Raw genomic sequence first — 7,133 nt, 5'->3', positions numbered from 1 at the left:
TTCGAGGTCCTTAGCGTGTCTATCAATGCGAGCAGGCAGCGCGCATCAGATCCCCCGACACTGGGGACCTTTCGGTGGGTCTTGGATTCTTGTAGTTTGACGGAGCGAAAAATCGGTGTGAATAACAAATTCACAACCCGGTTTTGGGCCGTGGCCTGTGCTTCCACAGTGTTATCCACAGTTGTGTACAACTTTGTCTCCACAAGTTATACACAGGGTATCCCCTAGCCTGTGGATAGATTTCATAGGGTCATAAAACGTTTCTACCTGCGACAACACCCAAGGCGATTAAAATTCTAAACCCTTACTTGAGAGTTATACACAGGTTGAAACACTCACAGGCTGTGGGTAAAGCGGTCACATTCATTGTTACTCGGTGTGAATGCGGTATGTCCACAGAAACCGGTGTGGCAAAAAGGTAGCAGTCGCGCTATGTCATGGTGGAAGTGCACAAATGGCCCTCTACCACGGGGTAAATTACAAATTTGTCATTAAAGGGGTAGCCGCTAACCCCGCTTACGCAAAGCGCAAAAACAGGGTGTGTCGATTTGGTTTGACAACGCGCCATAGCGTAGGCTTGCACCTGTCTGTCACATCGCAGTAGATCCTCCGATGTGCATTAACACAACAATTTGGCTCACCAAATAGTTGTGGCCTAGCAAGCTAGTCGGCCTGTTGTTCGCCCGCAAAGGCGCGCAACCTTCCTGCTTACTGGGTTCTAACCAATCATCCAAACTTGGGTGACACACCAGGCCGCCAGATCGCAGTCGTGGTACCGACGCTCCGCACTTTTCGTGTGGATGCGCCCGGTATTTCGCTGCCCTGTGGCTGCATGCGTGTGCTACCTGCTGAAACAATTAGGAGTGTAACCGTGGCAAAGGGCAAGCGGACGTTCCAGCCGAACAACCGTCGTCGTGCACGCGTTCACGGCTTCCGTACTCGTATGCGCACCCGTGCGGGCCGTGCAATCGTGGCGGCACGTCGTCGTAAGGGCCGTGCAAAGCTGACCGCGTAATTCGCGCTTAGTTTGGCTGATAGGCGTGCTACCGAAGAATCTAAAGCTGAGTTCGCAAGAATTCCGCAACACGATCAAACGGGGCCGCCGTGCGGGAACCGCAACGGTTGTCGTACACCTATCAGACACGGCAGGCACAAGTGCACTCGTCCGCTTCGGCGGGCCGCACTTCGGCCTCATCGTATCCAAAGCCGTCGGTAATTCGGTCGTCAGACACCGAACCTACCGGCGGCTTCGGCATATTTGCATCGCGGAAGCCGGAAACTTACCGACATCCGCGAACGTTGTCATCAGGGCACTACCCAGTGCCGGGACAGCAACCAGCGAGGAGTTAAGCGCCGATGTGCGACATGCACTCGAAAGATGTATCGCAGGGCGAGACGGAAAACGTCGATAAGCCAGCTGCACACCGCAGCTTCGCGACGCGCGCCCTCCTCAAGGCAGTGTTGTTCTACCAAAACTACCTCTCACCCCTTAAAATGGGTTCGTCTTGTCGGTTTGAGCCGACATGCAGTGCTTATGCGCTAGATGCACTGCGCGAGCGCGGCGCCTTCATGGGCGTGGTGCTCACGGCAGCGCGGCTGGCAAAATGTGGGCCGTGGCATCCGGGCGGATACGATCCAGTACCGGTTCGTGACCTGAACCAGCACTAGCTGGTTCACTTAACAAGGAGTTTTACTCACAGTGCTCAATTTCGTCTACTGGCCAATTTCGGTCGTGCTGTGGTTCTGGCACAAGGTGTTTTCCTATGTGTTCGACGCAGACTCCGGCATCTCCTGGGTGCTGGCCATCATGTTCTTGACCTTCACCATCCGCGTCCTTTTGGTGAAGCCAACCATCAATCAGATGCGCTCCGGACGGAAAATGCAGGAAATGCAGCCTCGGATGCAGGAAATTCGTCAGAAATACAAGAATGACCAGCAGAAGATGATGGAGGAAACCCGCGCGCTCCAGAAGGAGCTGGGCGTTAATCCTATCGCCGGCTGCTTGCCCATCCTCGTGCAGATGCCAGTGTTCATCGGTCTGTTCCACGTGCTGCGTTCCTTCAACCGCACCGGTACCGGCACCGGCCAGTTGGGGATGAGCATCGAAGAAAATGCCAACACCGCCAACTACTTCTTCAAGCCGGAAGACGTCCAGTCCTTCCTGGGCGCGCGCCTCTTTGGGGTGCCACTGTCGTCCTACATCTCCATGCCAAGCGAGATGTACCAGGCATTCCAGCCAGTTGACTTCACCAAGACCAACATCATCCTGGTGGCCGCGCCACTGATCATCATCTGTGTGCTGGCCACCCACTTCAACGCCCGCCTGTCCCTGGACCGCCAGAAAGCCCGCATTGCCTCCGGTCGTCAGCAGGCACCGACGAACGAGATGATGGCCTCGCAAATGGACATGATGAACAAGATGATGCTCTGGTTCATGCCAGCCACCATCCTCTTTACCGGTGTGCTGTGGCACCTCGGCCTGCTGTTCTACATGGTCTCCAACAACATCTGGACCTTCTTCCAAATGAAGTACGTCTTTAACAAGATGGACGCCGAGGAAGAAGCCGAACTCGCCGCGAAGGCAGCTGCCAAGCGCGCCACCGCTCCGAAGCCAGGCCAGCGCCCCGACAATCCAAAGAAGAAGCGCAAGTAGCTTCCCGGATCCGAAGCCACCCCTCGCGGGTGGCTTTTTCGTTGCGTGCCAAACTTCGGTAGCGTTGCTTATCGACGCCAACCTGAACCAATTCACCCACTCGCAAGGATGTTTCACGTGAAACCACTCGAAACTGCAGCCGCAGACATCTTCGGGGATCGACTCCCACTGGCTCAGCACTACCACGACTCCCTCGCCACCGACGGCTCTGTCCGTGGCTTCATCGGACCTCGTGAAGTGCCCCGACTGTGGGAGCGCCACATCCTGAACTGTGCCGTATTGTCGGAGGCCATCCCGGCAGATGCGCGAGTCGCCGACATCGGTTCCGGCGCCGGCCTGCCCGGCATTCCCCTAGCGATTGCGCGCCCGGACCTTTCCATCACTTTGATAGAGCCCCTGCTGAAACGCTCGGTGTACCTCGGTGAAGTGAAGGAGCAGCTAGGGCTCAGCAACGTGACAGTGATCCGCGGGCGAGCCGAGGAAAAGGCCGTCCGCGACGAAGTCGCACCCGTGGACGTCGTGACCTCCCGCGCAGTCGCCCCACTAGGCCGGCTCGCCGGTTGGTCGCTGCCCCTGGTGAAGAAGGGCGGCAAGATGATCGCACTGAAAGGAAGCTCCGTCGCGGAGGAGCTAGAACGCGACCAACGCGAAATCAAAAAGGCAGGTGGCGGCCTCGCCGAAATTCGGGTCGTCGGGACCGAGCACCTCGCGGACCCCACCACCCTCATCCTGATCGCACGAGTGAAGTAAGGTGTAATACAGCCAAAATTTTCGGAAGGGACACCAGGATGGATGATCAGTTTTGGGACACACCAATTGCCGCTGCCGCCCGACGCGCAGCCCAGGTGAAAACCCCGAACTCGCTGACCCTACCGCGACCAGAAACCCCACGTAAGATCACCGTCGCCAACCAAAAAGGCGGCGTCGGGAAAACGACCTCCTCGGTGAACCTCGCCGCGGGACTCTCCCTACATGGGCTCAAAGTCCTGGTCATTGACCTTGACCCGCAGGGAAACGCCTCCACTGCCCTAGGCGCCGAACACCACTCCGGGGTGCTGTCCTCCTACGAAGTCATCATCGGGGCCTGCACGCCCGCCGAGGCCCTACAGAAGTCTCCCTTCAACGACAACCTGTACTGCATCCCAGCCACCATCGACCTCGCCGGCGCCGAAATCGAAATGGTATCCATGGTGCGCCGCGAATACCGCCTCGCTGACGCCATCTCGGCCGACTTCATCGCCGAGCACGGCTTCGACTACGTCATCGTCGACTGCCCACCCTCCCTCGGGCTGCTCACCATCAACGCGATGACAGCCGTGACCGAAGTGATGATTCCAATCCAGGCCGAATACTACGCCCTGGAAGGCGTGGGACAGCTCCTCAACAACATCACCATGATCCGGCAGCACCTCAACCCCGCGCTTCACATCTCCGCAATCCTGCTGACCATGTATGACGCCCGCACCAAGCTCGCGGAACAAGTCGCCAGCGAAGTGAGAGAACACTTCGGCGAAGTGGTGCTGACCAACATGATCCCCCGCTCCGTCAAGGTCTCCGAGGCCCCCGGATACGGACAAACCGTCCTCGAATACGACCCAGGCTCGCGCGGCGCCATGGCCTACCTCGACGCAGCCAAAGAACTTGCCAACCGCGGCGACTACCCCGCCCACAGCGACAGCCCCATCGGACAAGCACCAACAGCCAACCCAGCAGGAGAGGAAGCCTAAGTGTCACAAGAAACCCGCAAAGGCGGCCTCGGCCGAGGACTCGCCGCACTCATCCCCAGCTCACCCGAACAAAAACCACGCCTCACCAACGGGGCCGCCGACATCATTCTCGGAGGCAACAAAACCCCGCACCCCGGCACCCCCGCCACAACCAGCGAGGCCGGGGCGTCGCAAAGCAGTGCAGAGATCGGGGCCAGCTACCGGGAAATCCCAGTACACCTCATCGACGCCAACCCGCACCAGCCACGCCAGGTATTTGACCCGGACGCGCTCGACGAACTCGTACACTCCATCCGGGAATTCGGGCTACTGCAGCCAATCGTGGTGCGGCCCCGCGGCCAACGCTACGAACTCATCATGGGCGAACGCCGCTGGCGCGCCACCCAACGCGCCGGCCTTAACAGCATCCCGGCGATCGTGCGGGAAACCGACGACGCAGACATGCTCCGCGACGCGCTCCTGGAAAACATCCACCGCGCCCAACTCAACCCACTAGAAGAAGCAGCCGCCTACCAGCAGCTACTACAAGAATTCAACGTCACCCAAACCGAGCTCGCCGACCGCCTCGGCCGATCCCGGCCACTCATCACCAACATGATCCGGCTGCTCTCCCTACCCGTCCCAGTGCAACGCAAAGTGGCAGCAGGCGTGCTCTCCGCAGGCCACGCCCGTGCGCTGCTCGGCCTGAAGACCGGCGCGGAAGCCCAGGAAGCCCTGGCGGCGCGCATCGTCGCGGAAGGGATGTCCGTACGCGCCACCGAAGAAGCAGTTACCCTGCTGAACCGTGGCGAAGCACCCGTGGAACGCAAGCGCGTCAAGGCTCCCCTCCCGGAGTTCGCCACCCAAGCAGCCACCCGCCTAGGCGACCGCTTCGACACCCGCGTCCAAGTGCAAATGGGCAAACGAAAAGGAAAAATCGTGGTGGAGTTCGGCGACCACGAAGATTTCGAACGCATCCTCGGGCTACTCGAAGGCTAGCCTTAGGCCGTGGGGATGCGCATCGAACCGGTCAGCCTGACGAACCTGCACCCAGCAGCCAAACGCAGCGTCTTCTGGGAGCTAGGTGCATCGGCAGCCGTCGTCGAACCAGAGATCGAAAAGGAACTCTGGCTCAGCCGCACCCTCCTAACCTACGGGACCTGCGGTTTTTCCGCCGTCAACTCAGCAACTGCCGAAGCCACCCTCCTTTTCGCCCCACCCTCCCTGCTCCCAGGCGTCGCAGCTATGCCATCGCCCGTCTCCCCCGACGCCGTACTGATCAGCAGCCTCTTCGCAGACCTCTTCGACCCCAGCACCTACGCACTGCTTCTCGACGCCACCCTGGGCCACCTCCTCGGCGCCGGCGTGCCAGCCGTAGAAGCCTACGCCTGGAACTCCGGGCCGTGGGGCCACCTCGGACTCATGCCAGATTTTGCCCTGCTCGCGGCCGGGTTCTGGGAGGAAGCACCACACCCCGAACTCCCCCGCTACCGCATCGAACTACCGCCATCCGACGGGCTCATGGCAGCGGCCGAAGTGGAGGAACTGCTTCGGGTGCAGTGCTAGGCCTGCTGGTATTGGGCCAGAACGCTACTGCGCCTCTGCCTCAAGGAGCTCGGTGAACTTGAAGGTGCCGGTGGGCTGGTCGTCGTCATCCAGCAGGTACAGGCGTTTAACAGCCACTACCACTGCCTCGGCAATAGCGTCGCGCTCGCGAGGGTCGGTGAGGATGGCGACATCGCGCGGGTTCGTGAGGTAGCCACAGACCAACTCGATGGTGGGCATCTTCGTCATGCGGAGCACATCCCAGGTGCGGGCGTGGTTGCGACAGTCACCCAAACCAGTGCGCGCAACCACCTCGCGCTGCACATAGCCCGACAACATCTCGCCCGTGAGGGACGTAGCGCCCTTCTCCGAACCGAAGTAGAACGTGGCCACGCCATTGGCTTTCTCGTTCGGGTAGTGGTCCATACTCAGGTTAATCAGCAGGTCAGCGCCAAATGCATTCGCAATCTCGGCGCGCTGCTTAATGGAAGGATCATCGAGGCGGGGGCGCGACAAAATAGCCTCCATACCAGCGGCAATCATCCGGCCCTCGAGCCGGGTAGCCAGATCCCAGAGCAGTTCCTCTTCGGCTACTTCCCCATACTTGCCCTGAACCCGCATGCCCTTATTCGCCCCGCCCAGGCTAGGGTCGATGACCACGCGCTTGCCTGCCAACTTAGGGCCGGCCTTGCGGACCTGCTCGCGTTCGCGGATGGCCTGGCGTGAGCCACCCGTAATGCGACGCCCAAGCAGCCCGAGCGCACGCACAGTGTTGGGGCCGGTGATGCCGTCCTCATTCAGGCCGTAGTTCAGCTGGTAGTTCTTCACCGCCTTGAAGGTGGTTTCGTCGTAGTGGCCGTCGACTCGCTCCGCGTAAAAACCCAGCTCCTGCAATTGCAGCTGCAGCTGGGCGACGTCGTCACCGACCATGATGTTTCCTGGCTGGTAGACCAGCACCCTGGCCCCGAGCGTGTAGCTAGCTTCCCGGAGGGTACGAAGCAGCTTTTCCCCAATCACACCATCCGCACGGATCCCACGCGACTGCTGGAAGGCCCGCAAGGCCTCCGCCAAGTCCTCATCAAACACCGTGTCTTTTTCCGCAAACTGGCGCGAAGAGCCAGGCGCCAAAGAACCCTCATGGCCAGACATCAAGCCAAGGCGAACTAACGCAGCTCGAACTTCAGCCACCCGAGGACTCTTATCACCGACGCGCAACAACTCAGCCACGC

9 protein-coding genes are annotated in these 7,133 nt (G+C 60.0%); 8 read left to right on the top strand and 1 reads right to left on the bottom strand.

Annotated elements, in window-relative coordinates; all coding sequences use genetic code 11:
• Positions 1-871: 871 nt before the first annotated feature.
• The 8 genes from rpmH (at position 872) to CEPID_RS12295 (ending at position 5,925) form a co-directional block, all read left to right on the top strand.
• The gene (gene rpmH / locus CEPID_RS12325) at positions 872-1,015 is read left to right on the top strand and encodes a 50S ribosomal protein L34 (protein WP_047241209.1); all 144 of its coding nucleotides are present in this window, start codon (positions 872-874) and stop codon (positions 1,013-1,015) included.
• A gap of 25 nt (positions 1,016-1,040) precedes the next feature.
• Positions 1,041-1,412, top strand: a complete 372-nt coding sequence (gene rnpA / locus CEPID_RS13010) for a ribonuclease P protein component (RefSeq protein ID WP_083984478.1) — start codon at positions 1,041-1,043, stop codon at positions 1,410-1,412.
• Positions 1,357-1,668: a membrane protein insertion efficiency factor YidD gene (yidD, locus tag CEPID_RS12320; protein ID WP_047241208.1), complete on the top strand. Its 312-nt coding sequence runs from the start codon at positions 1,357-1,359 to the stop codon at positions 1,666-1,668. The genes rnpA and yidD overlap by 56 nt, the downstream gene beginning before the upstream one ends.
• Before the next feature lie 31 nt (positions 1,669-1,699).
• Positions 1,700-2,653, top strand: a complete 954-nt coding sequence (gene yidC / locus CEPID_RS12315; RefSeq protein WP_047241207.1) for a membrane protein insertase YidC — start codon at positions 1,700-1,702, stop codon at positions 2,651-2,653.
• A 108-nt stretch (positions 2,654-2,761) separates the two neighbouring features.
• On the top strand, positions 2,762-3,403 hold the full coding sequence (rsmG, locus tag CEPID_RS12310; protein ID WP_047241578.1) for a 16S rRNA (guanine(527)-N(7))-methyltransferase RsmG: 642 nt from the start codon (positions 2,762-2,764) through the stop codon (positions 3,401-3,403).
• A gap of 38 nt (positions 3,404-3,441) precedes the next feature.
• The gene (locus CEPID_RS12305; RefSeq protein WP_047241206.1) at positions 3,442-4,380 is read left to right on the top strand and encodes a ParA family protein; all 939 of its coding nucleotides are present in this window, start codon (positions 3,442-3,444) and stop codon (positions 4,378-4,380) included.
• Positions 4,381-5,358 carry a ParB/RepB/Spo0J family partition protein gene (locus CEPID_RS12300; protein WP_047241205.1) on the top strand — a complete coding sequence of 326 codons (978 nt, stop codon included), beginning with the start codon at positions 4,381-4,383 and terminating at the stop codon, positions 5,356-5,358.
• Between the two features lie 15 nt (positions 5,359-5,373).
• Positions 5,374-5,925, top strand: coding sequence for a hypothetical protein (locus CEPID_RS12295; protein ID WP_047241204.1), 552 nt, complete (start codon positions 5,374-5,376; stop codon positions 5,923-5,925).
• Positions 5,926-5,949: 24 nt separating this feature from the next.
• Here the strand turns inward: CEPID_RS12295 and CEPID_RS12290 are convergent, their stop codons facing one another.
• Positions 5,950-7,131 (bottom strand): N-acetylmuramoyl-L-alanine amidase, encoded by a 1,182-nt coding sequence (locus tag CEPID_RS12290; RefSeq protein ID WP_047241203.1) that lies wholly within the window; start codon positions 7,129-7,131, stop codon positions 5,950-5,952.
• Between the last annotated feature and the right edge of the window lie 2 nt (positions 7,132-7,133).

The sequence above is a fragment of the Corynebacterium epidermidicanis genome (assembly GCF_001021025.1).
Classification (GTDB): domain Bacteria; phylum Actinomycetota; class Actinomycetes; order Mycobacteriales; family Mycobacteriaceae; genus Corynebacterium; species Corynebacterium epidermidicanis.
This window is presented reverse-complemented; position numbering and strand designations above follow the sequence as displayed.